Below are 25645 nucleotides of genomic sequence, written 5' to 3'. Positions count from 1 at the left end.
GATCCTTAATGGAGGGGCTTGGGACTGAGGTCCAGGGTGGCCAGCTGGGTTTTCAGCACATCGGCCACGGGATCATCAGGGCATTGTTCAATAAAGTATTCGAAATCGTCGGCGGCAAAGCGCGGGCAATCGAGTTGCTCATAGATGAAGCCCCGATCCCGCGTCTCCAGCGGATCGCCGGGCTTCATGCGCAGCAGCAGCTCGCTGCAGCGCAGCGCCTCCGTCATGCGCTCCTCGCGCAGCAGGGCGCCCTTACTGACATTGAGCAAGCGCTCGATGATCTCCCACTGCCCCGATGGCTGCAGATGATCATCGCTCAGACTCGCCAGGTTGCCGAGGGCACCGCGCAGCAGCAGTTCGATGCGGTGCCGGCTCAGTTCATCACCGTTGAAGGGGTCTACATAGACCTCCCCGTCCAGACCAGCAAAACTCAGAAGGAAATGGCCGGGGAAGCAGATCCCCTCCACATCCAGCCCTATCTTGCGACCCAGCTGGATGAGGAGGATGCCGAGACTGACCGGGATCCCCTTGCGCCTTGCCAGCACCTGGTCCAGATCGCAGTTGGCGGACGAGAAGTAATCCTGCCAGTCGCCACGAAAGCCCAGGGTCTGGTAGAAACCCTGCAACAGCTGACGGCGCACCTCGTCGCAGTCTCCCTCGGCAATCGTCTCGTCCAGCCAGGCATCGAGGCGGGCAAGCTCGGCCTCTCCCGTGCCGCCATGACCCCGGATCTCGTCGCTCACCGACAGCGCCAGCTCGGCCAGATCGTGAGCCTCGAAGTCGGTCCACTCATCCACACGTATCATCGTCATCCTTCCTAGCCGAACAGGCTGGCCTGCTTTTGCACCGCAAGCTTGGCGATAAAGAAGATCCACCCCAGTGCGCCCAGGAAGGCAAACCAGCGGATGCCGTTGCTGCGGGCCAGGCGCAGCGCCATCATGGCCAGAAACGCCACCACCAGGATGGACGTCAGCTTCTCGGCCAGCCAGGGGATGGCGTTGTTGAGGGGGTTGAGACCCAGCACCATGCAGAGCAGCGCACCGGAGAGCACCACCAGGCCGTTGAGCCAGCCGCTGATCTTGAGGGTGCGGGCGCCCCCTGCCAGCGCGGAGCCGGTCTGCAACCAGTAAAAGCGCAGGATAAACATCAGCACGGCCCCGGCAATCAGGGTGAGGTGCAGATGCTTGAGAACAACATACATAAGATTTCCTTGAACAGGGGCAGACCGGGCCAGCCCGTCATATCACTGAGCCAGGCGCCCCAGGGTCACCCGCTCGTTATCGCCGTAATCGCGCACGGTTTCCACCTGGACGTAGCCTTGTTGCAGCAGGAGTTGACGCACCGCCTCCCCCTGAGCCCAGCCGTGTTCCAGCAACAGCCAGCCACCTGGCACCAGATGGGCGGGCGCCTGGGTGACGATGAGGCGGATATCCGCCAGCCCCTGCTCCTCCGCCACCAGGGCGGAGCGCGGCTCGAAGCGCACGTCCCCCTCGTGAAGATGGGGGTCCGTCCCGTCGATATAGGGCGGGTTGGAGACGATCATCGCAAAGCGCGGTGCATCCGAGAGCGGCGCAAACCAGCTGCCGTCGCGCACCTCGATGGGCAACCCCAGGGCGGCGCTGTTGGTGCGGGCCAACGCGGCCGCGGCCGGCATCCTGTCCACCGCCCATACATCGGCATCCGGTCGCTCAGACTTGAGTGCAAGGGCGATGGCACCGGTGCCCGTGCCCAGATCCAGCAGGGCGCAGGGGCCGCCCGGCAGGCGGGCCAGCGCCTGTTCCACCAGCACCTCGGTATCGGGGCGCGGGATCAGGGTGGCCGGGCTCACTTTCAGCGGCAGCGACCAGAACTCCCGCTCGCCGATGAGGTGGGCAATGGGCTCACCATTGAGGCGACGGGCAAGCCAGCCCGCCAGGGTCGCCTGCTGGGCGGCATCGAGCTCGTGCTCCGGCCAGGTCATCAGATAGCTGCGCCGACAATCCAGCAGATGACAGAGCAGGGCATCGGCGTCGGCACGGGGGGATTCCCCGGAGGCCAGGGTCGCCATGATATGGGCGCGGGCCTGCTGGATCTGCATCAGTTGCTCTCGGCCAGGGAGGCGAGCTGATCCGCCTGATACTCCTGCACCAGGGGGGTGATCACGCAGTCCAGATCCCCTTCCAGGATGTCGCCCAGACGATAGAGGGTGAGGTTGATCCGGTGCTCGGAGAGACGCCCCTGGGGATAGTTGTAGGTGCGGATGCGCTCGGAGCGATCCCCGGAGCCCACCAGGTTGCGGCGGGTACTCTGCTCGGCGGCGCGGTGGCGTTCGTCCTCGGCCGCCTGCAGGCGGGCAGAGAGCACCGACATCGCCTTGGCGCGGTTCTTGTGCTGGGAGCGCTCGTCCTGGCACTCCACCACCAGCCCGGTGGGCAGGTGGGTGATGCGGATGGCGGAGTCGGTCTTGTTGACGTGCTGGCCGCCGGCACCGGAAGCGCGGAAGGTGTCGATCTTCAGCTCGGAGGGGTTGATCTCCACCTGCTCGGCTTCCGGCACTTCCGGCAGCACGGCCACGGTACAGGCGGAGGTGTGCACCCGGCCCTGGGATTCGGTCTCGGGGACTCGCTGCACCCGGTGGCCGCCGGACTCGAACTTGAGGCGGCCGTAGACGTGCTCGCCGTCCACCTTGGCGATCACCTCCTTGTAGCCACCGTGTTCGCCGTCATTGCAGCTGACGATGGAGACACGCCACCCCTGACGCTCGGCGTAGCGGGAGTACATGCGGAACAGATCCCCCGCGAAAATGGCCGCCTCGTCGCCACCGGCACCGGCGCGGATTTCCAGATAGCAGTTGTTGTCATCCTTGGGGTCGCGCGGCAACAGCATCACCTGAAGCGCCTGCTCCTGCTCCTCGAAGGTCGCCTTGGCGAGCGGCAGTTCCTCCTGCGCCATCTCCCGCAGCTCGGCATCCTCTTCCTCCAGCATCAGCCGGGTGGTGTCGAGGTTCTCTTCGGCCTGGCGGAAACGCTGGAAGGCGTGAACGATATCTTCCAGCTGGGCGTATTCCCGGGTCAGGGCGCGGTATCTGTCCTGATCCGAGGCGACCCCGGGCTCCCCGAGCAGGGCCTGTACTTCTTCATGGCGCTCGATGAGGCCTTCCAGCTTTCTGATCAATGAGGGGTTCATGACTCTTGGATTCTCGATGGAGGACGGGACGGCAAAGGGCCGTCCCAACACTATGATTCTTGTGACAATCCCAGCACCTGACGCAGTTGGGCCAGCTTGTGGCTGTCCCCCTGGGCGGCGGCCTGGCGCAGGGCCTGGGTCGGTGCGTGGATCAGCTTGTTGGTGAGGCGATGGGCCATGGCCTTGAGCGCCTGCTCGGCATTTTCACCCTGTTGCAGGGCCAGCAGGGCCCGCTGCAACTCTTCGTCGGCGACCTGCTGTGACTGATGGCGATAATCGCGAATGAGATCCACCGAGTGCTGGCTGCGATACCAACCCATGAACTCGTCGCGCTCTTCCTGCACGATGAGTTCCGCCTCGGCGGCCGCCCGCTTGCGGGTCTCCAGGTTCTGCTCGATGATGCCCTGCAGATCGTCCACCGTGTAGAGATAGGCATCGGAGAGCTCGTCCACCTCGGCTTCGATGTCGCGGGGCACGGCGATGTCCACCAGGAACATGGGCTTGAAGCGACGCGCCTTGAGCGCCCGCTCCACCATGCCCTTGCCGATGATGGGCAGGGGGCTTGCCGTGGAGCTGATGACGATGTCCGCCTCGTGCAGGTAGTCCGGGATCTCTTCGAGCGTCATTACCTGGGCACCGAACTCCTCTGCCAGTAACTGGGCCCGTTGCAGGGTGCGGTTCGCCACCATCATCCGGGTCACGCTCTGCTCGCGCAGGTGGCGGGCCACCAGTTCGATGGTTTCGCCGGCGCCCACCAGCAGCACCTTGGTCTGGGAGAGATCGGAGAAGATACGGCGGGCCAGGCTCACGGCGGCGAAGGCCACCGACACCGCGCTGGCGCCGATCTCGGTGTCAGTGCGCACCCGTTTGGCCACCGAGAAGGATTTCTGGAACAGGCGCTCCAGGGATCCTTTCACCGCATCCGCCTGCTGGGCGTGGGCGTAGGATTGCTTGATCTGCCCCAGGATCTGCGGCTCCCCGAGCACCAGGGAGTCGAGGCCACAGGCCACCCGCATCAGGTGTCGCACCGCTTCCTCGTCCTGGTGCCGGTAGATGGCTGAGAGCACCTCGCTCGCCTCCAGCGCGTGGAACCGCTGCAACCAGTTCAGCACCTGCTCCCCCTGCCCCTGCACCAGGCTGCAATAGAGCTCGGTGCGGTTGCAGGTGGAGACGATCACCGCCTCGCTGACGCCAGGCTGCTCCACCAGCTCACGCAGGGCGCGATCGATGCGGTCCGGACCAAAGGCGACCCGCTCCCGCAAGGCGACACTGGCGGTGTTGTGGTTGATTCCGAGGGCAAGCAGACTCATGGGTGGGTGATGATCGTTTCATGCACAGGGTGTAGAGGCCGACAATTGTACGAGAAAGGGTAAGTCTTTAAAAGCAATACGGCCGCCCCTTATACTGTCGCAAACCTCATCTGCGGAGCTCCACCTTGTTGTTGCGTATCTTCTCCCTCGCCTGCCTGCTGGTGCTGGCGGGCTGTACCACCACCCAACCCCAGCGGGATCAGGTCAACTGGCAGCAGGAGCGCGCCCGCCTCGAACGCCTCACACACTGGCAGTTGTCGGGCAAGATGGCCATCATCACCGCCCGCCAGAAGGGCAGCGCCCGCCTCAACTGGCAGCAGAACGGCGACGACTATCGCCTCAACCTCACCAGCCTCATCGGCACCCATATTCTGGAACTCTCCCGCACCGGCGGCGAGGTGACTCTGCTCGACAACGACGGAAAACAGCACCAGAGCCAGGATGCCGAGCTCCTGGTCTATCAGCTCACCGGCTGGCACATTCCGGTGGCCGGGCTGCCTGAGTGGATCAAGGGATTGCCGGGGCAGGCCGAATTCGAGCTCAACCCCGATGCCAGCCTCGCCAGCGTGCGCGACGGCCAGTGGCAGATCGTCTACGGGGACTATCGGGATCAGGACGGCTATCGCCTGCCCCACCTGCTCACCATGACCGGTCAGGAGAGCCGTCTCAAGCTGCAGATCAACGAGTGGACCCTGACACCATGATGCACGACCAGACGCCGATCCGCTGGCCCGCCCCGGCCAAGCTCAACCTCTTCCTGCACGTCAACGGCCGCCGCCCCGATGGCTACCACGAACTGCAGACCCTCTTCATCTTTCTCAACCACGGCGACTGGCTCGAATTCGAGCCGATCCCCGGCAGCGACCAGCTCACCTTGAGCCCGGCCATTCCCGGCGTGCCCGATGAACAGAACCTCATCATCCGGGCTGCGCGACTGTTGCAGAGCCGGTTGGCCAGTCCGCAGGGAGCCCATATCCGGCTGAAGAAGGTACTGCCCATGGGCGGTGGCATCGGGGGCGGCTCGTCGGACGCGGCCACCACCCTCGTGGCCTTGAACCACCTCTGGCAAGCTGGCTTGAGTGAAGACGAGCTGGCCGAGCTCGGCGTGCAGCTGGGCGCCGACGTGCCGGTGTTCGTGCGGGGCAAGGCCGCCTTCGCCGAAGGCGTGGGGGAGCGGTTGCAACAGATCGAGGTGCCGGATGCCTGGTACCTGGTACTCAAGCCGGATTGCCATGTGGCCACCGCCGCCGTGTTCCAGGATCCCGACCTGCCCCGCAACACCCCCAAGATGACCCTGGACAATCTGCTGGCAGGAGAGTGGAAAAACGATTGCGAGCTGCTGGTGAAAAAGCGCCACCCCGAGGTTGCCAATGCGCTCGGCTGGTTGCTAGAATACGCGCCGTCAAGAATGACGGGCACTGGCGCCTGCGTCTTTGCTCGATTTGAAGACGAAATGGCTGCTCGGAAGGTGTTGGCAAGAGTGCCGGAAGGCTGGGATGGGTTTGTCGCCAGGGGCGAGAACATATCACCACTCTTCGTCACTTTGCAACAAGTGAGTGATTGGGGTATCGCCAAGCGGTAAGGCAGCGGGTTTTGATCTCGCCATTCCTAGGTTCGAATCCTAGTACCCCAGCCAACTCTCTCCCTGTTGAGGCCGTATCGGGAGGTGTTGACCTCGTCGATGTGTCTTGGGCCAATCTGACGCGATGGCGCTCAAGGTGGATTCCCGTCCACCCACCCTGCGGGTGATGAGACGCCATCCTCGACATCGCCCAGAGACCTTGTCCGTCATCTTGCTAAATCGTTTGCCCCCAAACGATACGGGTCTAAAATCAGACTCCCCACATACTGGATGCAACCCCGAGGTTTCAAACCGTGCCTGACATGAAGCTGTTTGCTGGTAACGCAACGCCGGAACTAGCCCAGAAGATCGCAGATCGCCTGTTTATCAAACTCGGCAATGCTGCCGTAGGTCGCTTTAGCGACGGCGAGATCAGCGTACAGATCAACGAGAATGTACGCGGTGGCGATATCTTCATCATTCAATCCACCTGTGCCCCGACCAACGACAATTTGATGGAATTGATCGTCATGGTGGATGCACTGCGTCGTGCTTCAGCTGGCCGTATCACTGCCGTTATCCCCTACTTTGGTTATGCCCGTCAGGACCGCCGCGTCCGCTCCGCCCGTGTGCCCATCACCGCCAAGGTCGTCGCCGACTTCCTCTCCAGCGTGGGTGTGGACCGTGTGCTGACCGTTGACCTGCATGCCGAGCAGATCCAGGGCTTCTTCGACGTCCCCGTCGACAACGTGTTCGGCAGCCCGGTGCTGCTGGAAGACATGAAGGCCAAGAACCTCGAATCCCCCGTGGTCGTGTCACCGGACATCGGTGGCGTGGTCCGTGCCCGTGCCATCGCCAAGCTGCTGGACGACACCGACATCGCCATCATCGACAAGCGTCGTCCCCGTCCGAACGTCTCCCAGGTCATGCACCTGATCGGCGACGTGGCCGGTCGTGACTGCGTCATCGTCGACGACATGATCGACACCGGCGGCACCCTGTGCAAGGCGGCCGAAGCGCTGAAAGAGCGTGGTGCCAAGCGCGTGTTCGCCTATGCGACCCACCCTGTCTTCTCCGGCACCGCCGTTGAAAACATCAAGAATTCGGTCATCGATGAGCTGATCATCACCGACTCCATCCCGCTCACCCCGGAGATGAAGGCAGTCGGCAAGGTCAAGCAGCTGACCCTCTCCTCCGTGCTGGCCGAAGCGATTCGCCGCATCAGCAACGAAGAGTCCATCTCTGCCATGTTCGAGCATTGATAGACCCTGTCGTGACAAAAACCGCCAAATGGCGGTTTTTGTTTTTTTGGGTGCCTGGCGCCAACCGCCAGCCTTCACTCGGCAAGAGACGAAAACCTCGGACGAGCCACCCCACCCGAACCCTTCTGTCCGGCTTTTCCCCGACCTTGCCGCACTTTGGTTGAGTGATCGCCACTCGGCGGCTAGAATATTGCGTCCCATTGCCCCGGGTCATCCGCCCATGGCAAGTAGCGAGTGAAGACATCAAGCGTGACAAGTCAAATCAAACTGATTGTCGGGCTGGGTAATCCCGGCCCCGAATATGCCAAGACCCGCCACAATGCGGGCGCCTGGTATGTGGAGCAACTGGCACGCTGGCACAATGTCAGCCTGCGCGAAGAGCCCAAGTTCTTCGGCCACACCGCCCGCATCCAGGTGGACGGGCAGGATGTGCGGCTGCTCATCCCGAACACCTACATGAATCTCTCCGGCAAGGCCGTGGCGGCGCTCGCGCGCTTCTACCAGATCGCCCCGGAGGAGATCCTGGTGGCCCATGACGAGCTGGACCTGCCTCCCGGCATCGCCAAGTTCAAGCAAGGGGGCGGTCACGGCGGCCATAACGGCCTCAAGGACATCATCGCCAGGATGGGCAACAACAATAACTTCTTCCGGCTGCGCCTTGGCATCGGCCATCCGGGCGCCAAGGAGCTGGTCGCCGGCTTCGTGCTGACCAAGGCGCCCAGCAGTGAGCAGAGTCTGATCGAGGCCGCACTGGACGAATCCTTGCGCGCCACCGACATCCTGTTCAAGCAGGACATGACCAAGGCCATGAATCGCCTGCACAGTTTCAAGGCCGAGAAAGTCTAGGCCTTCAGCCTGCATCGCCAGGCAGTTCAAGATGACCGGCCCCCTGGCGAGATCCTTCGCCTCGGGGTCAAGCAACACGACACGGGCCGCCCGCGCGGCCCCTTGAAGCATCCATCAACAAGGTAACAATCCATGGGTTTTAAATGCGGTATCGTGGGCCTGCCCAATGTAGGCAAATCCACCCTGTTCAATGCGCTGACCAAGGCCGGCATCGAAGCCGCCAACTTCCCGTTCTGCACCATTGAGCCGAACACGGGTGTGGTCCCCATGCCGGATCCCCGCCTCGACCAGCTGGCGGCCATCATCAATCCGCAGCGTGTCGTGCCGACCACCATGGAGTTCGTGGACATCGCCGGCCTAGTGGCCGGTGCCTCCAAGGGCGAAGGCCTTGGCAACCAGTTCCTGGCCAACATCCGTGAAACCGAAGCCATCGGTCACGTGGTGCGCTGCTTCGAGGACGAGAACATCGTCCACGTGGCGGGCAAGGTCTCCCCGGCCGACGACATCGAGGTGATCAACACCGAGCTGGCCCTCTCCGACCTGGATGCCTGCGAGCGCGCCATCAATCGCCAGTCCAAGCGTGCCAAGGGCGGCGACAAGGATGCCAAGCTGGAAGTGGAAGTGCTGGAGAAGATCAAGGTTGCCCTGGAAAACGGCCAGATGATCCGCGGCATGAAGCTGGACAAGGATGAGCTGGACGCCGTCAGCCACCTCAACTTCCTGACCCTCAAACCCACCATGTACATCGCCAACGTGGCGGAAGATGGCTTCGAGAACAATCCCTATCTGGATCAGGTCCGTGAGATAGCCGCCGCCGAGAACGCCGTTGTCGTGGTCGTCTGCTGCGCCATCGAGGCGGACATCGCCGAGCTGGACGACGAAGACCGCGCCGAGTTCATGGCGGATCTGGGCATCGAGGAGCCGGGCCTGAACCGGGTGATCCGCTCCGGATACGAGCTGCTCAAGTTGCAGACCTACTTCACCGCCGGTGTGAAAGAAGTGCGCGCCTGGACCATTCCCGTAGGTGCCACCGCCCCGCAGGCCGCTGGCAAGATCCACACCGACTTCGAAAAAGGCTTTATTCGCGCCCAGACCATCGCCTTCGACGACTTTATCACCTACAAGGGTGAGCAAGGCGCCAAGGAAGCAGGCAAGATGCGCGCGGAAGGGAAAGACTACATCGTCAAGGATGGCGATATCATGAACTTCCTGTTCAACGTCTAACCCCATGAGAGGCCAGCATTTGCTGGCCTCTTTTTTATCTGGCCAGAGGCGCGATCTGGGTGCGAATGTCGTAAAAAAAACCAGATTGTTGGGCTTTTGCACGACAGCGGCCAATAACTCGCCAAACGCACCCAAATTCGTTTTTTCAAACAAAAAAAGGGTTGACGCCCCAGAGCCAGATACGCATAATTCCGGCCGCACAGTGACGAGGCAACGACTCACTGGAAGCACGGTTGGCTATGTAGCTCAGTTGGTTAGAGCATCGCACTCATAATGCGGGGGTCACAGGTTCGAATCCCGTCATAGCCACCATCTCTAGTTGGGGTATCGCCAAGCGGTAAGGCAGCGGGTTTTGATCTCGCCATCCCTAGGTTCGAATCCTAGTACCCCAGCCATTTTTTGAATGATGTTTGATGGTCTCTGTCAGGCATCGTCGTTGGGGTATCGCCAAGCGGTAAGGCAGCGGGTTTTGATCTCGCCATCCCTAGGTTCGAATCCTAGTACCCCAGCCATTTTTGAATGATGTGTGACAGTCTCTGTCAAGCATCGCTGTTGGGGTATCGCCAAGCGGTAAGGCAGCGGGTTTTGATCTCGCCATCCCTAGGTTCGAATCCTAGTACCCCAGCCATTTTTATGTTCTCTTCCACCTATGTGGTTGACAACAAACGGCTATGTAGCTCAGTTGGTTAGAGCATCGCACTCATAATGCGGGGGTCACAGGTTCGAATCCCGTCATAGCCACCATGTTTGAAAAACGTTCCTTCAATCATCCGATTGCAAAGAACACTGTTGGGGCATCGCCAAGCGGTAAGGCAGCGGGTTTTGATCTCGCCATACCTAGGTTCGAATCCTAGTGCCCCAGCCATTTTTGCTTGTATTCGACGCAAGTCGTGCACAAGACGGCTATGTAGCTCAGTTGGTTAGAGCATCGCACTCATAATGCGGGGGTCACAGGTTCGAATCCCGTCATAGCCACCATTATTCTTGCGGAAGTGGCGAAATTGGTAGACGCACCAGATTTAGGTTCTGGCGCCCTAGGCGTGAGAGTTCGAGTCTCTCCTTCCGCACCATCGAAAGCAGTACCAAACAGACCAGCTCAGGCTGGTTTTTTTGTATCCGGCGTTTGCCGCTCTTCTTCCCCTCTCCACGCCATCGCACGCCTGCAACGCCACCTCATGTCTCAACGGCTGCGCCTTGTGCTCTCCTCTGCTACGCCTCTCGCGTGATGCAGCCCTTTTCATCTCGCTGAGCGCTGCAGGCAATAAAAAGGCGGCCCACAGGCCGCCATATCGTTTGCTGTCGTCAGAACGGGAAGAACCAGGGGATGGCGATGACGCTCACCACCATCACCAGCAAGGTGAAGGGCACGCCAATGCGCACGAAGTCCATGAACTTGTAGTTGCCCGGGCCCAGCACCAGGGTGTTGACCGGCGACGAGACCGGCGTCATGAAGGCTGCCGAGGCGGCGATGGCGATGGTCATGGCAAAGGGATAAGGCGACACCCCCATCTGATGGGCCGTCCCCAGCGCGATGGGCGCCATCAGCACCGCCGTCGCCGTGTTGGAGATGAAGAGCCCGATGACGGCACAGAGCGCGAAGAGGCTGGCCAGCATCACCCTGGGGCCCATCTCCCCCACCGCCGAGATGAGCGCGCCGACGATGAGATCAACCCCGCCGGTCTGCTGCAATGCAAGGGCAAAGGGCAGCATGCCCACGATGAGGATCAGGGTCGGCCAGTGGATGGACTTGTAGGCACTCTCCAGATCGATGCAGCGGAACTTGCCCATCAGCAGGCAGGCGATGAGCGCCGCGATCACGTTGGGCACGGGATCCGTCACCATCAGTACTATCATGACCCCGAGGGCAATCAGGGCGTGAATGGCCTGGCTGCGAGCCGGCGCCATCTCGTCCACTTCCGCAGGCAGGCCCAGCAGCAGAAAATCGCGATGATGGGTCTGCAACTGACGAATGAGGCTCCAGTTCCCCACCACCAGCAGGGTATCCCCCATCTGCAGCGCCTCGTCCACCAGCTTGCCGGTCAGCGCCTCTCCATCCCGGCGGATCCCCACCACGCTCAGGCCGTAACGGGAACGGAAGGTCACCTCGCGGATGCTCTTGCCGAGCAGCCGGGAGCCGGGGATGGGGGAGACCTCCGCCATGCCCACCTCCCGCGCCTGGTCGGAGAAATACTCCCCGCGCAATATCATGGGCTCGAGCCGCGCCTCGCTGCAAAACTCCCGCACATCCACCTCGGGATCCGACATGTCGATGAGCAGCACATCCTTGGCCTGGAACTCGGTCACCCCGGTGACACTGACCATCACCCGCCTGAACTTGCGCCAGCGCTCCATCCCGATGACGTTGGCCCCGAAGCGGGCACGCAATTGCAGCTCGTCGAGGGTCTGGCCGATCAGGGGGGAGTCGGGCCGGATCGCCAGTCGGCGTGCGCGCCCCGCCAGCCGGTAGTCACGGATGAGATCCCGCATGGTGCTGCGTCCCATCTGCTTGCCCTTGCCCTCCTCTCCTTCACGCACCAAGGAGGTGCGCATCAGCAGCATGTAGAGGATCCCCATCCCCAGAATGATGACCCCCATGGGGGTGAAGCCGAAGAAACCGAACCCCTGGATGTCGTGGCGCATCAGTTCACTGTTCACCACCATGTTGGGAGGGGTTGCCACCAGCGTCATCATGCCGCTGATAAGGCCGGCAAAGCCGAGCGGCATCATCAGTCTGCCCGCCGGGATCCCCATCCGGTTCGCCACGCTCAGCACCACGGGGATGAAGATGGCCACCACCCCGGTCGAACTCATCACGGCCCCCAGGGTCGCCACCGCCACCATCAGCAGCACCAGCATGCGGGTTTCGCTGCTGCCGGCCACCTTCACCAGGGCATCCCCCACCTGATAGGCGATACCGGTACGCACCAGCCCCTCCCCCACCACGAACAGGGCGGCAATCAGAATGACGTTGGGATCGCTGAATCCTGCCAGCGCCTGCGGCAGGGTCAGGGTGCCGCTCAACACGAACAGGATGATGATCAACAAGGCGACCACGTCCATGCGTACCTTGTTGGTAATAAACAGGAGAATGGCACCCACCAGCATGCTGAGCACCCAGATCAACTCGGAATTCACACTTGCTCCTTTTGTTCAACGTCAACCACGGCCGGCCCCGGACGCCATCAGACCACAGAGCCCGTCCCTCTGATTTGTTACATATCAAGAAAGAGGAGGCCGCATCATCTCACATCCAGGTTCAGTTGCGGCCATTTTACCGGTCCGTGAACGCAGTCGGTCGCCCTTCACATGTCGGGGTAAAAAGTGCTGCACTCTCCCCCCTCCCCTCCTAAAATGGGCCCGCCGCGGCCTGAGCCGCCCTCTCACCCCTTGCCCTTCGGAGACGACATGACCCAGCACACCCCGGCCTACCCGGCATTCACCTTCTTCAGCCGCTTTGTCGCCGACATCCAGGCTGGCCGAAAGACCATCACCATCCGCGACGAGAGCGAGGCAAACTGGCGGCCCGGCCAGCGCCTGGCCCTGTTCACCAACCCGGAACACCAGCCTTTTGGCACCATTGAAGTCATCTCGGTCAAGGCGGTCGCCTTCGAGGCGCTGAGCGACGAGCACGCTCGTCAGGAGAACATGACCCTCCCCGAGCTTAAAGATGTGATCCGCGATATCTACCCCGCACTGCCGCCCCTCTATGTGATTGAATTCGTGCTGATTGAAGCCTGATTTTGTGAGCTGCCTCAGCTAACGCCGGTTGCGCTCACGGGCCAAAAGCGCACAATGACTGTTTTTATATACAGTCATTGGTGTCTTTTGGAAAAACAACTCGAACCGGCCATCGCGGCCATGGTGGCTGACTTCATCGCCGCAGGTCGTCCCAAGGCGAGCCAGCTGAGCTGGCAGGTGCGCCGTGACGGCTACCTTGCCTCTGCCCTGTTGGGCGGTGAGCGGGAAGAGGTGGGCGCCATCGAAGAGTGGCAGGCCGATCACCACGCCATCCGCTGCTATCGGCCCGCAGACAAACCGGACCCCGCGTATCCGGTGCTGATCTATTTTCACGGCGGCTGTTTTGTCAGCGGGGATTTCGAGACCCACGATCGCCAGATGCGGATGCTGTGCAACCGGGCCAGTGCCCTGATCTTCGCCGTACACACCCGCCTCGCCCCGGAACACACCTATCCTGCGGCTCACGACGATGCGCTGACCGCCACGCGGGCCATCATGGCCGAGGTGGAGAAATGGCATGGGGATCCGACACGTCTCGCCATTGCCGGCGACAGTGCAGGGGGTCATCTCGCCCTGATCACCACCTTGCGGATCAAGGCTGCCAGCGCCCCCTTGCCCAAGGCCCTGCTGCTTCTCTATCCCATGCTGGATGCCCTCTGCGAGAGCCAAAGCTACCGCGATCTCGGTGACGACTACCTCATAACCCGGGACATGCTCGCAAGCGGTTTTCACGCCTACCTGGGCAGCCTGCCCCCCAGCCATCCCGAAGCCAGCCCGCTCCACCATCCCACCCTGTCAGGATTGCCGCCGACCCATATCGTCACGGCGGAATATGATCCGCTGCGCGACGAAGGGGAAGCCCTGTATGGCAAGCTGGTGCAGGCTGGCGTCGATGCCACTTGCCAGCGGCAGCATGGCGTCATCCACGGCTACTTCCAACTGGCGGCCATCAGCCCTGCCGCTCGTCAGCTCATCGACCAGATAGCCATGATGCTCAGAAGACTCTGAGTTGGAACCGGCCCCCAAGCCGTGTTAAAAGTGTCTCTTTTGAATCAGGGAGGTAACCCGAGTGTTCGAGATAGCGAGCCTGAAAGAGGGCATGATGCACGGGGTGGAGCTGTTCCAGCTGCTGCTGGAGATCATCTCCATCGCCTGCGTGGTCATCGGCCTTGGCAAGACCCTCTGGCTGGCGGCCAGAGTGCGGGATCACGAGCCCGGCTTTCCCCGTATCCGCCTCTGCTTCGGCAGCTGGCTCATCCTGGCGCTGGAGTTCCAGCTCGCCGCCGACATCCTGGCCACCACGGTGGCCCCCAGCAAGGAGGAGCTGGTGCGCCTCGCCATCATCGCGGTCATCCGCACCTTCCTGAACTACTTCCTCGGCAAGGAGCTCGATGCCCAGGCCGAGCGCCAGCAACCCGAGCCTGTCAGGTCACCTTCCCGCCCCGACGCCCGATGAGCGGGCTGAGTGGCACAAGGCCACGACACGGAAGGAAAGGCACCAGCCTGATCCCATGAAGAGGGCTCCCCGCGGGGAGCCCTCTTTGTATCCGATAGCAACCATCAGGCGTGCTTGCTGGCCAGCTCGTGGCGCTTCAATGCCAGCAAGGTGACCAGCAGGGCGGCGGTGGCGATCAGCGCCATGCCGATATAGGTGGCGCTGAAACCGGGTGCCAGTTCGGCCGGGCTCAGGCTGACCAGATTGGGGCTGCTGCCCGCTGGCAGGGCGGCATGGAACAACACTGCGCAGATGGCCACCCCGACCGCCCCACCCAGCTCCCGGCCGAAGTTGAACAGGGACATGCCGATGCCGCGATCTTCCCGCGGCAGGGCATTTTGCACCACCACCGACAGCGCCGGCAGCACCAGACCCAGCCCCAATCCGGCAAACCCCAGTCCCACTCTGGCCCAGAGGTCGAAGTGGATCTGCCACAGGGCCAGCGCCGCCAGGGCAAAACCTGCCACCACGAAACGCTTGTAGTGACCGGTGCGACCGATGAGCTTGCCGCCGACGAAGGCCCCTGCCGTGATGCAGACCATGAAGATCACCATGATCCCGCCACTGTCACTGGCGCTCATCCCCTTTTGCCACTGCATCTGCAACGGCAGGTAGACCAGCACGGCAAACATCAGCAACTGCGAGGCCAGCGCCAGCAGCACGCTCACCAGATAACCCGGCAGGCGCACCAGGTGGGCAGGCAGTATGGGGTCGTGCGCCCGCCGCTCAGTCAGGACGAGCAGCAACAAGGCCGCCCCCAGCGCAGCCGCGAGCCAGACGGCGGGCAAGGCCGCCTCCGGCGAGAGCAGCAACAGGGTGAGGGTGGTGACCGTGATGAGCAGCGCCGCTCCCTTCCAGTCGAAGCGGCTGTGGCGACGCACATTGAGGTGACCCAGATTGCGGTTCACCAGCCAGAGGGCGATGGCACCGAGCGGCAGATTGATCCAGAAGATCCAGCGCCAGCTGAGCTGCTCGGTGAAGTAGCCGCCGAGCAGCGGGCCTGCGATGCTGGAGACCGCATAGACCGCCGAGATATACCCCTGATACTTGCCCACCTCCCGTGGCGGAATACAGTCGGCGATGACGGTGAAGGCGAGCGCGATCAGCCCCCCGCCCCCCAACCCTTGCAGCACGCGGGCGGCCAGCAGGGTCGGCAGATCCTGGGCCAGGGCGCAGGCCACGGATCCCGCCAGAAACAGGCCGATACCGATGTTGAGCATGCGTACCCGGCCGAACATGTCGCTCAACTTGCCATAGATGGGCAGGGCCGCAGTGGCCGCCAGCAGATAGGCGGTCACTACCCAGGTGAGGGCGGCACCGGCGTTCAGCTCAACCCCTATGATGGGCAAGGGCGTGGTGACGATGCTCTTTTCCAGTGAGCCCAGGGCGATCACCAGGGCCACGCTCGAGAAGACGGTTTTGGGGGACATAGGCAGGCTCGCTCATGTGAGATATCGGCACAGGGGGTGCAAGGCACATTATTGTCTCATAAGTCATTAGCCGATGGTCAAAACCACTGCCAACCATGATGAAGGTCGCGACATCTGCGAGCCGGATCTGCTAGGGTGAGTCTTTGCCGAAGAGGACGCCCCCCATGCCCCAGTCATCCCCCTGCGATCATCACCAGAGTGAACAGCCCCGATTCGACGAGTACGACGCCCTGATCTTCGACATGGATGGCACCCTGGTGGACTCCATGCCTCTGCACCTGGATGCCTGGGAAATCACCAGTGCCGAGTTCGGCCTGCCGTTTGATCGGGCACAGCTCAACGAGTACGGCGGCATCCCCACCCGCAAGATAGTGACCATGCTGGCAGAGCAGCACGGGATGACCATCGACGTGGAAGCCTTTGCCCGGCGCAAGGTGGCCCTCTACCTGGCACGGATCGACGACGTCCGGGTGTTTCCCGCCATGTGGGAGCTGGTCAGGCAGTACCACGACAAGGTGCCCATGGGCATAGGTACCGGCTCAACCCGGGAACATGCGGCGCACATCCTGCGTCAGACCGGGCTCGATGCCTTCATCTCCGTGCTGGTGAGTGCCGATGATGTGGTCAATCACAAGCCCCACCCGGACACCTTCCTGAAAGTGGCCGAGCAGCTCGGCGCCAACCCGGCCAACTGCCTGGTGTTTGAAGACACCCGGATAGGCATTCAGGCGGGCAAGGCCGCCGGCATGACCACCTTGCTGGTCGATCAGGGCGCACTTTACCCGCGCTAGTATGGGTAAACGTGTATGGAGATGGTATTCACCTGACAGTTGCCCACAAAAGGGAGTGGTCATACGGATTCAAACCGGATAACAAAACGGTACCCCTACCGTGTTATCCGGAGTCACCGTATGACCACCAACGAGAAAGTAGCACGTCGCAAACTCAGCCTGCTAGAGCTCGCCAAAGAGCTCAATAATGTCAGCAAAGCCTGCAAGCTCATCGGCTACAGCCGTCAGCAGTTCTACGAAATTCGCCGTAACTACCAGACCTATGGGGCTGAGGGCTTGCTTGACAAACTCCCCGGCTGTAAAGGGGGGCATCCCAACCGGGTCGCTCCCGAGATTGAACAGGCCATCCTCGATTACTCTCTCACCAGACCAACCCATGGCCCGCTGCGGGTCGCGCAAGAACTCGCTCTGCAAGGCATCAACGTCAGTGCGGGCGGTGTGCGTGGCGTGTGGCAACGTCACGATTTGCTCTCCAAACATGACCGCTTGTTGCGCCTCGAGAAAACCCATAGGGAGCAGACGATTGAGCTCAATGACGAGCAAATTCGCCTGCTCGAGCGCTTCAGCCCCGAGTTCCGCGAACGCCAGATAGAGGTCCACTAGGCTGTGTTCTTAAAGTGATGAAGATATAATCTCACATCTTCTCAACAGCTTAAGATCCATTCCGTGTCCCGCCGTTATCAGCTGACTGATGCACAATGGGGGCTTATCGAGCCCCAGTTTCCTTCTCGAAGCCTGATCGGGCGCCCTACCCGTGAACCGCGCCAAGTGCTCGATGGCATTCTCTGGATACTCCACACCGGAGCTCCTTGGCGAGACCTTCCAGAACGTTTCGGACCATGGAATTCGGTCTACAACACCTTCCGGCGTTGGCAGGATGCAGGCCGGATTGATGCCATTCTGGAAGCGCTGCAACTCAAGCTCAATGAAGAAGGGCTCATCGATTTCGACCTGTGGTGCCTGGACGGCTCCAATGTCAGAGCATCCAAAGATGCTGCCGGTGCACGTAAAAAAACACCTCAATGAATCAAGCCCTTGGCCGTTCGCGGGGAGGTTTCGGCAGCAAAATTCACTTGGTCACGGACGGTCATGGCTTACCACTGAGCTTCTGCCTGTCACCGGGGCAATCAGCAGAAATCAGCTATGCAACAAGCGCGTTGGCCATGGCGAGGATACCAACGTCATCAGGTCGCTACCGAACACGGCCAGCGCATCTTGCCGCAGACAAGGCCTATAGCAGCAAAGCCTTTCGAGCCGAGCTACGGCGGAGAAGGATAAAAGCGGTCATTCCGCAACGCAGCGACCAGCAACGGCGCCATAAGGGGCGTCCATTGGTACTGGACAAAGTGCATTACCGCAGGCGCAATGTCGTGGAGCGGTGCTTCGGTTGGTTGAAGAAGTTTCGCCGGTTTTCAACGAGATATGAAAAGCTAGCCAAGAGTTTTGCAGCCTTTATCAAACTGGCTTTCTGCCTTCGCTACTTGCGCGAGTTATGTGTGGACAGAAAACCAGCATTTTGAGAACACAGCATACACCGGGGAACTGGTGGCGGTCGACACCTTCTTCGTCGGTACACTCAAGGGGGTGGGCAAGGTGTATCTGCAAACCGTGCTCGATTGCTACAGCCGCCACGCCTGGGGACGGCTCTACACCAGTAAGCTGCCGGTGACGTCGGTCCATGTACTCAACGAAACGGTGCTGCCGTTCTTCGAAGCCCATGAGGCACGGGTCTATACCATCTTGTCGGACAATGGGCGCGAGTTCTGCGGGCGCCCTGACCATCATCCCTACGAGCTGTTCCTGCAACTGGAGGGAATTGAACACCGGACAACCAAGGTACGCAGGCCGCAGAGCAACGGTTTTATCGAGCGACTGCATCGCACACTGCTGGATGAACACTTCCGTATCAAGGGGAGAACGACCTGGTATGAGTCGGTAGAACAGATGCAGACAGACCTGGATAGCTACCTGGAACACTACAACACCCAGCGGCCACATCAGGGCAGGATGATGGAGGGACAGATGCCTTACAGCATGTTCAAGAAGGGTCTGAAATTGATACCGAAGGAAGTGTACACTAAAGTAGCGTAAACAAGACACCGGTTTGAGGCCGGTGTCAGGTGATAACTAGATCTGTACAACTTTTATATAGGTCAATCGACATTTTATTTAAGGCCCTGCTTTCGCGATGATATACCAGTCATCTAAACTGTCATATCTAGGTACGTCTTATACCCCATCCTTCTGGCAGTATTAGTGGGTTAGATAAAAAATCTATCCAGACTAACTTTCTCCATGACATAGTCACGACCAAAAATAATTTCACACCACCACTCGCACTATAAAATGCGTCTAAATCCCTGGAAAAAAATGAGTATTTTAATGTTCATCAAACCAGATAACCTCAAAACGTTCCATTACGTTTTCGTCAGCCACTCAGAAAACTGCTTCTCGTTATTAAAGGTTGATGGTTCATCATTCCATCACGAAATTCTATAATACCTAAACAACTCTGCAAGCTTACCTTTTGAGTACTCACCTCTCTGACAAAACTGGCTTTCAATTACTTCCCTATTCTCGACAAGAGCATTCGGCACTTCAGTTGTTTGGCTTTTGCTTGCAAGACCTATAATCGTTTGCAATATTTCGCAAGCGGTAGACTCATCATCTTCCCTGATTAAAAATTCGATAGTTTCACTTATAAAGCAAAATGCTTCAGATGGACTCATTTTGCCGATGACATCATCTCTAAACTTTTCAAAAAACCACTCATCCTCTATAGAGCCTGAGTTCCAATGCTGAATAGCCTCATTCAGTGCATCACGATATGACATAATCAATCCCTAATTTTGACACCACCCAAAAATCCTGACATCACATTTAAGAAGAGTTCAAATTTTCCAAGATCATTATCTATACTTATGAAAATATTAAACCATAAATCAATGCACTTCTGCATACTCTCTTCACAAAGTCTCGACTACCCACATGGTCAAGATTTTAGATCTACCCATATCTCTGTATAAAAACTCGCACATCTGGTACCGACAAAGGCGAAGTCCGTCACCATACCTTTCTTATTTATTATATCAGTACCCTGCTCTCGTCCTTGACTCTCTTATAGAGTTACGCAACTAACACCTTCACCATCTCTGGCGACCCTATTCCGACGAACCCTGACTCTGGATCATCAAAGGCACCAACCATTTTAAGAACCAGACCATTACTTTTAACAATCTCGCACAATAACCTTGTATCTATCAATTCACTAGCATTCCACCCTCTGCATATTAACGCATGAACTTCAAACTCTTCTGGCACAGCAATAAGATAGGAGCATGATTCCTCCTCCATCAAACTCACCACTGATTCAATTGACAACTCAGATAATTGAGCAGCACCAAATAACTTCAACTTTCCATCTGATTCTACTAGTTCTTCCAAAAAGTGAGCTGCGTGGCTTATCTCTACCCCTCGTTCCTTTAATCTCTTAAAAAGTTTATTGTGTCTTATAATCCGTGTATCACTTTGCCAAACTGAGTCACCAACAACACACCACAACTTAAATCCAGGTATTTTTTTAACAATAAGACTAAAAATAAACCTTAAAACTATAATTCGCGCTTCAAGGCGATTTCGAGAAGAAATCTGCCATCGAACGGCAGCTACCTTCAAATTAACCATTTGAGAAATTTCACTGAGATTGTACGTTTCGTTTTCTCTTGAAACGTCCAACGTGCATACAACATTAATATTAGTCATCAATGTCTTCACCAGCCTTGTCATTCAAGTGGGCCATCTATTGTCATGATCGCCATGGGTCCTGTTCATGACCTACAGTATTATCACTGATTTTACCGTTCTGGTATTTATTCCAGAGCCTAAATCTCATGTTGCAACGCACCTTCTTTGCAATCCTCGTCACCTCCTATGTAATGCTGGCAACGTTAGCAGCACTCGCCGTTGATCCGGTAGTCTTGATATCGATGAAACCAATATGAAGCATCTTGGCTCCTGAATCCAGCCTTGGAAGAGGGAAACTCTGCGATATGGCGATATGGATATGAGATTTACGATCAGGGATTACTTGTATTTTTCCATCCCCTCCCTTTACAACAGGATTTTCAGTGAAGTGTGAGAAAGAGTGATTCAGCAAGCTGCATATTGAAAGCATCAAAGATATGAGCTTGAATAACTACAGGTTAATATCATCAAGAATTCTTTGAAGCTTATCGGGATCAGCAGCATTACCAAAATAATACACTTTTCCTCCGTCAGCTTTAAATTCTTCAGGAGTTTTCATTTCATAAAGGACATCATATTTTCCTGACAATAAATCCTCCAACCCATCGGCATCATTCCAAGTTGATACTCTGATGTATGGACCTGAATCATCGTTGATCAATACAACTATTCGCTCACCTGTTTTTGAATCAATCATAGCCTTACCAATCAATACTCTTAAACCAACCTAGTTCTTCCTGGGCTGGGGCTATTTTCGTACTAAAACATCTTAATTCCGTTTAGGTCTCGTACGATCTGGTTTTTAGGAATTTACTTCCGTTTCTTTAACACGAGTTTTTGTCATATCGAACTCAGAGCCATCTTTGTATGTAATATTAACTCCAAACTCACCTGGTTGACCACCTAATAGAATTGTATTTTTTGTGGTGCGAGTGGAGATTGTTCCAATTTCGTCTTCCCCCTTTACAACCCCCCAGAGTCTCCTCTGCCTTGGTGGTAACTTTAACAGCACTCGCCGTTGATTTGGTAGCCTTTATCGATGAAACCAATATGAAGCATCTTGGATCCTGAATCCAGCCCTGCGAGAGAGAAGCTCTGCCGATACTACTCAAGAGCAGTGACTCATATATCACGTTGAATGCTATAGAGTCAGGCATCAACCAGATCTTCAACTACACCCAACCAACTCGATTCTCGCTTCCTAGAATAGGAAACGGAGGCATCTTGCCATAATCACAGTGATCTTTCTTTTCGTGAACTACTTTAGCGATAGCTATATCTGCACAATCATCGTAACTCTTTGCAATGTCATTTAATCGGAGGTTACATCTCCAATATCAAACAGACCTAATTCTTTCTTATCCTTTGATTGATACCGAACAGTCGTTTTGTCACCCCATCTAATATCACCAATACGAGCATTAAATAAAAACTCATCCGGTTCTTCAGAGAAAAGGTGTTCATTAAGAAGCTCATTACCATCATTATCTTTTATCACAATGAAACCGTTAAACGCTTCTTCATCATGACTTCCAACCAACTCAGCTGACATGCTTTTATTCCGACTTAACTTACGTTTTATTGTGTATAAATTGACAAAATTTTCTCGAACAACCATCTCGTACGCTTCATGAAAGGGGCTCTTCGGCCATCCTTCCATATCGCACAATGAAATAAGTGAGCTGTATAGTGCATCAAGAAGAAACCTTTTCTTGGCGATTATATTCAACCCCTCAAAATAGTCAAAATCGAACGTCTTATAATACTTAATCACTGAGCTACTTAACTCAGTGGTACCAACTCTTTCATCTGGCCCACAAAGTTTTACAACAACCCTATAAACACCATCTGTTTCTATAGGATCAAAGTGGCGCTCAAAATGGGCACAAACACATCTGCTGAACAGCGTGAACTTTCGTGCCAAACCAAGTTCAAGTTTAAATGCCCACAAACTAAATTCTGTCAGTTTCATATCCATACAAACCTATATTGTTTGGCCTTTTTTGATCTGGCAGTTCATACTCTGGTTGGCGAATGCCTTCTTCAAAGTGGATTTTTCCTTCCTTGGATATTGCTCCAAATTCAGTTGATGAGCCATTATCTTCAAGTTGATAATTGACTCCATGGGAAGTGCTACTTTCATTAAGTCACTGACCGATGATGTCTTTCTTTTCACTATCGGTGTCCGCATCCTGAATCAGATAGAGAAACTGATTTTAAGTACTCATAGTCGCATCTCAGTGTACTTCTTTTCAACTCAGCTGATTTCTCTTCCTTGACTGCAACACTAGTAGCCTCCCCAGCAAGCAGGTACGAAGGGGCCTGGCATCATCACGGTTATTCTTATTTTCCGAACAACGTCATTGACAATATTTCTGATACCAGTTCGCGTGTTGGCAACATGCTCAGCAGATAATCGGCAAGATAAGATTGCGAGCAATCTTGACATACATAACTTTTCTTCCGGGTTGTAAGCTACCCTCAAAAAAATGCATAAATATCATTCATGATTGATAACTCAAGATAACACTTCCATCACCTGTTCTCGGGTATGGGTGTAGTGACGTTTATTAGCAAACCACATTTTCTTTAGCGTCGGAATATCCAATAAGGAAGTCAGATCTCCATCTTCAATGGTTGTGTCCCCTATAAAGGTGATACTCTCCAATGATTGGCTGTGTGCAAGTGGCCTCAAAGATTTAACTGTCCCACAGTCAGTTAATACAATCTCTTTGAGGTTTTTTAGCTCACTCAAAATAGCTATATCATAAACTCTTTTACAGTTTTCAATTTCTACAATCTCTATCTGCTGACACTTATCTATGCCTGAAAGATCTTCTAGCTTAGGACAGTCGGCCAAATCTAGAATGGATAACGAGCTAAGTTCCTCTATTCCTGACAATGATTTTATTTTTTTGGAGGTTAGTTGTAGACGTCTTAATAAAGACATTCTATTAAGTTCTTTCAAGTTTTCTGAAGGATAGTTAACAATATTTAGCAGATTCAATTCATCACAAGAGAAAATCGTCTTCGCTTTAGGCCTCCAAAAAAGCTTAAGTACTTTTAATTTTTTTTAGTTTGGAAAAATCAGGAGCCTTCGTAAACTCACACTGTAATCCTAAATATTCAAGATTACTGATAGACTCTAATGGAGTGATATCCTTGACACCCCAAGAATAAATTTCAACGCCAGAAAGAGAAGGCAAGTAATTTATAAATGAAATGTCATTTCCATTCCAGCCTGCGGATTGACTTAAACGGAGCACTGAAATATTTTCTTTATCGATTATTGATTTAAAACTATCCGACCAAGGAGCTGCCAAGACAAGGCAACGTCCCATTCCATTTTCAACCTCATCGATAAAATGTTTTTCATTATTTATCAAAGAATTAGTTCCTGTTTATGACAATGGGATAGATTTTGTTTGATACGTTTTAGAGAAATGGGCAAGCATACCACTCATGGTTCTTAATTCGATGTTCCTCCGCCGACTCTTCATCTATCTTCCAAGTAAAATTCTGTAACATGAACATATTGATTACAGCCTAGCTAACTTTACACTTATCTTAATAATCATAGGATTAAACAAATGCTTATCGAAATATCAACTGACTCTAATCAATCATAATAGCCATTTTCAAAGACAATAATACTTTCGGCAGATGATGGTGTATTGTCATCTGCATCAGGAGCGTATGCACCTATACCCAACACATGAGATGTTAGCGATGCAGACTCTACTTCTAGGCCTTTGTCTTTATCTGAAAGATACGTGATCAAGTCCTTGAAATGAATTTTTAGCAAGTCCATTTCTTCGAACTCTGGAACCGCTGGTTCAGTAAACTCTATCGCCTCCAAAACGCCAGAGGCGTTGTAATATGCGAACACGCCTAAATTCTCAAAGTAATCACATAGGAACACAGACTCCTCCGTTCTTTTAAAAGAATCAAATACTTCCCCTAATAATAATCTCACTTGGTCAGGAGTCATGCCAAACTTGATTTTCCCTGCCCCCACAAAGGGGGAAATTAAAAAACGCATAAAATACTCTCACTTAAAAATCAGTCACATGCTATAGACATAGCTCAGCATTTCGTTTTGGCATCATCTCTTTAATGGAATATTTCAATGATGTATATCAAATAACTTTATTCATTCTTTTGGGCAAGCGCTTAGCCCGACAGGGCACTACACCACAGCAATAATTTGACCGTATTTAATCCAAAATAAAAACGCCCCAGGCGGGGCGTTGTTTTCATGGCGGCCATTACATGGCGTTGGTGGATTCGAAGATCTTGTCGGCCGACGCTTCGACGAAGCCAGGGTAGAGCACGCCGTCGGCCTGCGGGTAGCGCAGGGCAAACTCGTAAAAGCAGCTCGGGATGGTACGCACGCCGTCGCTGAAGGGCACCTCGGCCTTGTCTGCCATGGTGGAGGATTGCTCCAGCATCACCTCGGGATCGCCCTTCACCTCGCCGCCAACGGTGTTGAGCACGAAGCCTGCCGCCTTAAGCGCCGCATTCACCTGCTGGATGGTGTCGAAGTCCTTCAGGCGGTTGATGTTGACGGTGAAGTGGTTGGCACGATAACCCCAGGCGGCCATCCAGGCGGCGTACTCGCTCTCTGCCAGCAGGGTCTGGTAGTCGGTGTGGGAGACCTGCCAGGGCGCGCCGGCGTAGAGGAAAGCCGGGGTGTCGGTGAGGTGATCGGGTACCTGATCCACCAGCTTGTGGATGATGGCCTGGGCAACTTCGGAGAGCTCTTCCACCTTCAGCTCGCTGATGAACACCTTGGGCGCATCAGGATCTTTATGCTCGAAGTGTTTGGCATAGAGCTTCTTGGCCTTGAATACATACTCGCCCTTCTCTTCGTACCCCAGGGCGCGGAAATGGGCCGCCAGTTTCTCGAGACCGAGCTTGGGCAGGTTGTAGGTCCGAAACGCCACGTGATCGTTGATGATGGGGGCACCGCCGCCCAGCAGTTGATGAACCTTGTGAGCACTGGGGGTGACCTGAATGTAGTTGTCCCACAGATGGCCAAACAGGGTGTCGATATCCTTTTGCATCTCTCTTTCCTTT

The 25645-nt window shown here is 56.1% G+C and carries 25 protein-coding genes, 9 tRNA genes and 2 pseudogenes; 21 read left to right on the top strand and 15 right to left on the bottom strand.

What is annotated here, in order from left to right; genetic code table 11:
* Positions 1–5: 5 nt before the first annotated feature.
* Genes I6L32_RS12655 through hemA form a run of 5 tightly spaced genes read right to left on the bottom strand, consistent with a single transcriptional unit; the run spans position 6 to position 4475 of the window.
* The gene (locus tag I6L32_RS12655; protein WP_041212584.1) at positions 6–806 is read right to left on the bottom strand and encodes a SirB1 family protein; all 801 of its coding nucleotides are present in this window, start codon (positions 804–806) and stop codon (positions 6–8) included.
* An 11-nt stretch (positions 807–817) separates the two neighbouring features.
* A complete protein-coding gene (locus I6L32_RS12650; protein WP_042880800.1) occupies positions 818–1201 on the bottom strand; it encodes a SirB2 family protein in 384 nt (127 codons plus the stop codon).
* A gap of 42 nt (positions 1202–1243) precedes the next feature.
* Positions 1244–2077: a peptide chain release factor N(5)-glutamine methyltransferase gene (gene prmC / locus I6L32_RS12645; RefSeq protein WP_216943966.1), complete on the bottom strand. Its 834-nt coding sequence runs from the start codon at positions 2075–2077 to the stop codon at positions 1244–1246.
* A complete protein-coding gene (gene prfA / locus I6L32_RS12640; protein ID WP_039039601.1) occupies positions 2077–3165 on the bottom strand; it encodes a peptide chain release factor 1 in 1089 nt (362 codons plus the stop codon). Before prfA ends, prmC begins: the two co-directional genes overlap by 1 nt.
* Positions 3166–3215: 50 nt before the next feature.
* On the bottom strand, positions 3216–4475 hold the full coding sequence (gene hemA, locus I6L32_RS12635; protein WP_216943965.1) for a glutamyl-tRNA reductase: 1260 nt from the start codon (positions 4473–4475) through the stop codon (positions 3216–3218).
* Positions 4476–4600: 125 nt separating this feature from the next.
* Here hemA and lolB point away from each other — a divergent pair, with 125 nt between their 5' ends.
* From lolB to I6L32_RS12565, 14 genes are all read left to right on the top strand, one after another.
* Positions 4601–5179, top strand: a complete 579-nt coding sequence (gene lolB, locus I6L32_RS12630; RefSeq protein WP_042015579.1) for a lipoprotein insertase outer membrane protein LolB — start codon at positions 4601–4603, stop codon at positions 5177–5179.
* Positions 5179–6057, top strand: coding sequence for a 4-(cytidine 5'-diphospho)-2-C-methyl-D-erythritol kinase (ispE, locus tag I6L32_RS12625; RefSeq protein WP_216945170.1), 879 nt, complete (start codon positions 5179–5181; stop codon positions 6055–6057). The genes lolB and ispE overlap by 1 nt, the downstream gene beginning before the upstream one ends.
* Positions 6037–6111: transfer RNA gene (locus tag I6L32_RS12620), tRNA-Gln, on the top strand. Before ispE ends, I6L32_RS12620 begins: the two co-directional genes overlap by 21 nt.
* A gap of 239 nt (positions 6112–6350) precedes the next feature.
* On the top strand, positions 6351–7298 hold the full coding sequence (locus I6L32_RS12615) for a ribose-phosphate pyrophosphokinase (protein WP_010673845.1): 948 nt from the start codon (positions 6351–6353) through the stop codon (positions 7296–7298).
* A 249-nt stretch (positions 7299–7547) separates the two neighbouring features.
* Entirely contained in the window at positions 7548–8144 is a 597-nt protein-coding gene (gene pth, locus I6L32_RS12610; RefSeq protein WP_139736738.1) for an aminoacyl-tRNA hydrolase, read from the top strand.
* Positions 8145–8276: 132 nt separating this feature from the next.
* Entirely contained in the window at positions 8277–9368 is a 1092-nt protein-coding gene (gene ychF / locus I6L32_RS12605) for a redox-regulated ATPase YchF (protein WP_010673843.1), read from the top strand.
* 235 nt (positions 9369–9603) lie between these two features.
* A tRNA-Met gene (locus I6L32_RS12600) sits at positions 9604–9680 on the top strand.
* 8 nt (positions 9681–9688) lie between these two features.
* Positions 9689–9763 (top strand) — tRNA-Gln (locus I6L32_RS12595).
* Between the two features lie 42 nt (positions 9764–9805).
* A tRNA-Gln gene (locus I6L32_RS12590) sits at positions 9806–9880 on the top strand.
* A gap of 41 nt (positions 9881–9921) precedes the next feature.
* Positions 9922–9996 (top strand) — tRNA-Gln (locus I6L32_RS12585).
* 39 nt (positions 9997–10035) lie between these two features.
* Positions 10036–10112: transfer RNA gene (locus I6L32_RS12580), tRNA-Met, on the top strand.
* Positions 10113–10158: 46 nt separating this feature from the next.
* Positions 10159–10233, top strand: a tRNA-Gln gene (locus I6L32_RS12575).
* A gap of 36 nt (positions 10234–10269) precedes the next feature.
* A tRNA-Met gene (locus I6L32_RS12570) sits at positions 10270–10346 on the top strand.
* Positions 10347–10354: 8 nt separating this feature from the next.
* Positions 10355–10438: transfer RNA gene (locus tag I6L32_RS12565), tRNA-Leu, on the top strand.
* Between the two features lie 232 nt (positions 10439–10670).
* Here the strand turns inward: I6L32_RS12565 and I6L32_RS12560 are convergent.
* On the bottom strand, positions 10671–12503 hold the full coding sequence (locus tag I6L32_RS12560) for an SLC13 family permease (protein WP_216943964.1): 1833 nt from the start codon (positions 12501–12503) through the stop codon (positions 10671–10673).
* Between the two features lie 270 nt (positions 12504–12773).
* Between I6L32_RS12560 and yqfB the strand changes: the two genes are divergently transcribed.
* The 3 genes from yqfB (at position 12774) to I6L32_RS12545 (ending at position 14562) form a co-directional block, all read left to right on the top strand.
* On the top strand, positions 12774–13106 hold the full coding sequence (yqfB, locus tag I6L32_RS12555; protein WP_042014549.1) for a N(4)-acetylcytidine aminohydrolase: 333 nt from the start codon (positions 12774–12776) through the stop codon (positions 13104–13106).
* Positions 13107–13193: 87 nt separating this feature from the next.
* Positions 13194–14114, top strand: coding sequence for an alpha/beta hydrolase (locus I6L32_RS12550; RefSeq protein WP_216943963.1), 921 nt, complete (start codon positions 13194–13196; stop codon positions 14112–14114).
* Positions 14115–14175: 61 nt separating this feature from the next.
* Positions 14176–14562 (top strand): DUF1622 domain-containing protein, encoded by a 387-nt coding sequence (locus I6L32_RS12545; RefSeq protein ID WP_010673839.1) that lies wholly within the window; start codon positions 14176–14178, stop codon positions 14560–14562.
* A 104-nt stretch (positions 14563–14666) separates the two neighbouring features.
* On the opposite strand, the gene I6L32_RS12540 is transcribed toward I6L32_RS12545, so the two are convergent.
* Positions 14667–16031: an MDR family MFS transporter gene (locus tag I6L32_RS12540; protein WP_216943962.1), complete on the bottom strand. Its 1365-nt coding sequence runs from the start codon at positions 16029–16031 to the stop codon at positions 14667–14669.
* A gap of 164 nt (positions 16032–16195) precedes the next feature.
* Between I6L32_RS12540 and I6L32_RS12535 the strand changes: the two genes are divergently transcribed.
* The 4 genes and pseudogenes from I6L32_RS12535 to I6L32_RS12520 all read left to right on the top strand — a co-directional run.
* Positions 16196–16822, top strand: a complete 627-nt coding sequence (locus tag I6L32_RS12535; RefSeq protein WP_216943961.1) for an HAD family phosphatase — start codon at positions 16196–16198, stop codon at positions 16820–16822.
* Between the two features lie 120 nt (positions 16823–16942).
* Positions 16943–17422 (top strand): annotated as a pseudogene (locus tag I6L32_RS12530) (IS481-like element ISAs19 family transposase); the annotation flags it as partial.
* 66 nt (positions 17423–17488) lie between these two features.
* A protein-coding gene (locus I6L32_RS12525; protein ID WP_103261584.1) for an IS5 family transposase occupies positions 17489–18342 on the top strand; the annotation gives its coding sequence in 2 pieces (ribosomal slippage) (positions 17489–17831 and positions 17831–18342; 855 coding nt in all).
* A gap of 10 nt (positions 18343–18352) precedes the next feature.
* Positions 18353–18913, top strand: a pseudogene (locus tag I6L32_RS12520) (integrase core domain-containing protein); the annotation flags it as partial.
* Positions 18914–19305: 392 nt separating this feature from the next.
* On the opposite strand, the gene I6L32_RS12515 reads toward I6L32_RS12520, so the two are convergent.
* The 8 genes from I6L32_RS12515 to I6L32_RS12480 form a co-directional block, all read right to left on the bottom strand.
* Positions 19306–19656 carry a hypothetical protein gene (locus I6L32_RS12515; RefSeq protein ID WP_201900723.1) on the bottom strand — a complete coding sequence of 117 codons (351 nt, stop codon included), beginning with the start codon at positions 19654–19656 and terminating at the stop codon, positions 19306–19308.
* Positions 19657–19948: 292 nt separating this feature from the next.
* Positions 19949–20596, bottom strand: a complete 648-nt coding sequence (locus I6L32_RS12510) for a hypothetical protein (protein WP_201900722.1) — start codon at positions 20594–20596, stop codon at positions 19949–19951.
* Between the two features lie 421 nt (positions 20597–21017).
* Positions 21018–21263: a hypothetical protein gene (locus I6L32_RS12505; RefSeq protein WP_216943960.1), complete on the bottom strand. Its 246-nt coding sequence runs from the start codon at positions 21261–21263 to the stop codon at positions 21018–21020.
* Between the two features lie 615 nt (positions 21264–21878).
* The gene (locus I6L32_RS12500; protein WP_216943959.1) at positions 21879–22538 is read right to left on the bottom strand and encodes a hypothetical protein; all 660 of its coding nucleotides are present in this window, start codon (positions 22536–22538) and stop codon (positions 21879–21881) included.
* A 546-nt stretch (positions 22539–23084) separates the two neighbouring features.
* Positions 23085–23516 (bottom strand): leucine-rich repeat domain-containing protein, encoded by a 432-nt coding sequence (locus I6L32_RS12495; RefSeq protein WP_216943958.1) that lies wholly within the window; start codon positions 23514–23516, stop codon positions 23085–23087.
* A gap of 103 nt (positions 23517–23619) precedes the next feature.
* The gene (locus I6L32_RS12490) at positions 23620–23952 is read right to left on the bottom strand and encodes a hypothetical protein (RefSeq protein WP_216943957.1); all 333 of its coding nucleotides are present in this window, start codon (positions 23950–23952) and stop codon (positions 23620–23622) included.
* A gap of 233 nt (positions 23953–24185) precedes the next feature.
* The gene (locus tag I6L32_RS12485; protein ID WP_216943956.1) at positions 24186–24608 is read right to left on the bottom strand and encodes a hypothetical protein; all 423 of its coding nucleotides are present in this window, start codon (positions 24606–24608) and stop codon (positions 24186–24188) included.
* Between the two features lie 226 nt (positions 24609–24834).
* Positions 24835–25632 (bottom strand): DUF1338 domain-containing protein, encoded by a 798-nt coding sequence (locus I6L32_RS12480; protein ID WP_103259708.1) that lies wholly within the window; start codon positions 25630–25632, stop codon positions 24835–24837.
* Positions 25633–25645 lie beyond the last annotated feature (13 nt).

The organism is Aeromonas sp. FDAARGOS 1402 (assembly GCF_019046925.1).
Lineage (GTDB): Bacteria > Pseudomonadota > Gammaproteobacteria > Enterobacterales > Aeromonadaceae > Aeromonas > Aeromonas caviae.
Note: the sequence above shows the minus strand (reverse complement) of the source record. Positions and strands in the feature narration are given on the sequence as shown.

What these genes read in the sequence shown, in the direction of transcription:
- I6L32_RS12655 (WP_041212584.1), bottom strand. Translation starts at nt 806, where the DNA reads ATGATACGTGTGGATGAGTGGACCGACTTCGAGGCTCACGATCTGGCC.
- I6L32_RS12650 (WP_042880800.1), bottom strand. Translation starts at nt 1,201, where the DNA reads ATGTATGTTGTTCTCAAGCATCTGCACCTCACCCTGATTGCCGGGGCC.
- prmC (WP_216943966.1), bottom strand. Translation starts at nt 2,077, where the DNA reads ATGCAGATCCAGCAGGCCCGCGCCCATATCATGGCGACCCTGGCCTCC.
- prfA (WP_039039601.1), bottom strand. Translation starts at nt 3,165, where the DNA reads ATGAACCCCTCATTGATCAGAAAGCTGGAAGGCCTCATCGAGCGCCAT.
- hemA (WP_216943965.1), bottom strand. Translation starts at nt 4,475, where the DNA reads ATGAGTCTGCTTGCCCTCGGAATCAACCACAACACCGCCAGTGTCGCC.
- ispE (WP_216945170.1), top strand. Translation starts at nt 5,179, where the DNA reads ATGCACGACCAGACGCCGATCCGCTGGCCCGCCCCGGCCAAGCTCAAC.
- ychF (WP_010673843.1), top strand. Translation starts at nt 8,277, where the DNA reads ATGGGTTTTAAATGCGGTATCGTGGGCCTGCCCAATGTAGGCAAATCC.
- yqfB (WP_042014549.1), top strand. Translation starts at nt 12,774, where the DNA reads ATGACCCAGCACACCCCGGCCTACCCGGCATTCACCTTCTTCAGCCGC.
- I6L32_RS12540 (WP_216943962.1), bottom strand. Translation starts at nt 16,031, where the DNA reads ATGTCCCCCAAAACCGTCTTCTCGAGCGTGGCCCTGGTGATCGCCCTG.
- I6L32_RS12535 (WP_216943961.1), top strand. Translation starts at nt 16,196, where the DNA reads ATGCCCCAGTCATCCCCCTGCGATCATCACCAGAGTGAACAGCCCCGA.
- I6L32_RS12515 (WP_201900723.1), bottom strand. Translation starts at nt 19,656, where the DNA reads ATGTCATATCGTGATGCACTGAATGAGGCTATTCAGCATTGGAACTCA.
- I6L32_RS12505 (WP_216943960.1), bottom strand. Translation starts at nt 21,263, where the DNA reads ATGATTGATTCAAAAACAGGTGAGCGAATAGTTGTATTGATCAACGAT.
- I6L32_RS12500 (WP_216943959.1), bottom strand. Translation starts at nt 22,538, where the DNA reads ATGAAACTGACAGAATTTAGTTTGTGGGCATTTAAACTTGAACTTGGT.
- I6L32_RS12495 (WP_216943958.1), bottom strand. Translation starts at nt 23,516, where the DNA reads ATGTCTTTATTAAGACGTCTACAACTAACCTCCAAAAAAATAAAATCA.
- I6L32_RS12485 (WP_216943956.1), bottom strand. Translation starts at nt 24,608, where the DNA reads ATGCGTTTTTTAATTTCCCCCTTTGTGGGGGCAGGGAAAATCAAGTTT.
- I6L32_RS12480 (WP_103259708.1), bottom strand. Translation starts at nt 25,632, where the DNA reads ATGCAAAAGGATATCGACACCCTGTTTGGCCATCTGTGGGACAACTAC.